We start from the raw sequence: 423 nt of genomic DNA on the forward strand, positions 1-423 counted from the left end.
GCCACAGCCGGACTCGCCGACGATGCCCAGCGTCTCGCCCTTGGTCAGCGCGAAGGAGACGCCGTCCACCGCCCGCACCGCGCCGACCTGCTTCTTGAGGACGACCCCCTGGGTCAGCGGGTAGTGCTTGACCAGGTCCCTGACCTCCAGGATCGGCTCAGCCATGGAGGGTCTCCTTCCAGAAGTGGCAGGCGCTGCGGCGGCCCGGCAGGTCGGCCCCCTCGGCGTCCAGCACCGGGACCAGGCGCGGGAGTTCGGTGTGGCAGACGTCCTGGACCCGGTCGCAGCGCGGGTTGAACGCGCACCCCGACGGGATCCGCAGCAGGCTCGGCGGCAGGCCCTGGATCGCGTAGAGGCTCTGGCCCTTCTGGTCCAGCCGGGGGATCGAGTTGAGCAGTCCCTTGGTGTACGGGTGCGCCGGGC

Annotated in this window: 1 protein-coding gene and 1 pseudogene; both read right to left on the minus strand. The window is 71.4% G+C overall.

The features are described from left to right. A pseudogene (locus VR45_RS46565) lies at window positions 1-165 on the minus strand (peptide ABC transporter ATP-binding protein); the annotation flags it as partial. Continuing rightward, window positions 158-423, minus strand: a 266-nt coding sequence (locus VR45_RS41725; RefSeq protein WP_045945209.1) for an oligopeptide/dipeptide ABC transporter ATP-binding protein, incomplete at its 5' end; no start/stop codon positions are given. The gene VR45_RS41725 and the pseudogene VR45_RS46565, both read right to left, overlap by 8 nt.

This window comes from Streptomyces sp. NRRL S-495 (genome assembly GCF_000966955.1).
GTDB lineage: Bacteria > Actinomycetota > Actinomycetes > Streptomycetales > Streptomycetaceae > Kitasatospora > Kitasatospora purpeofusca.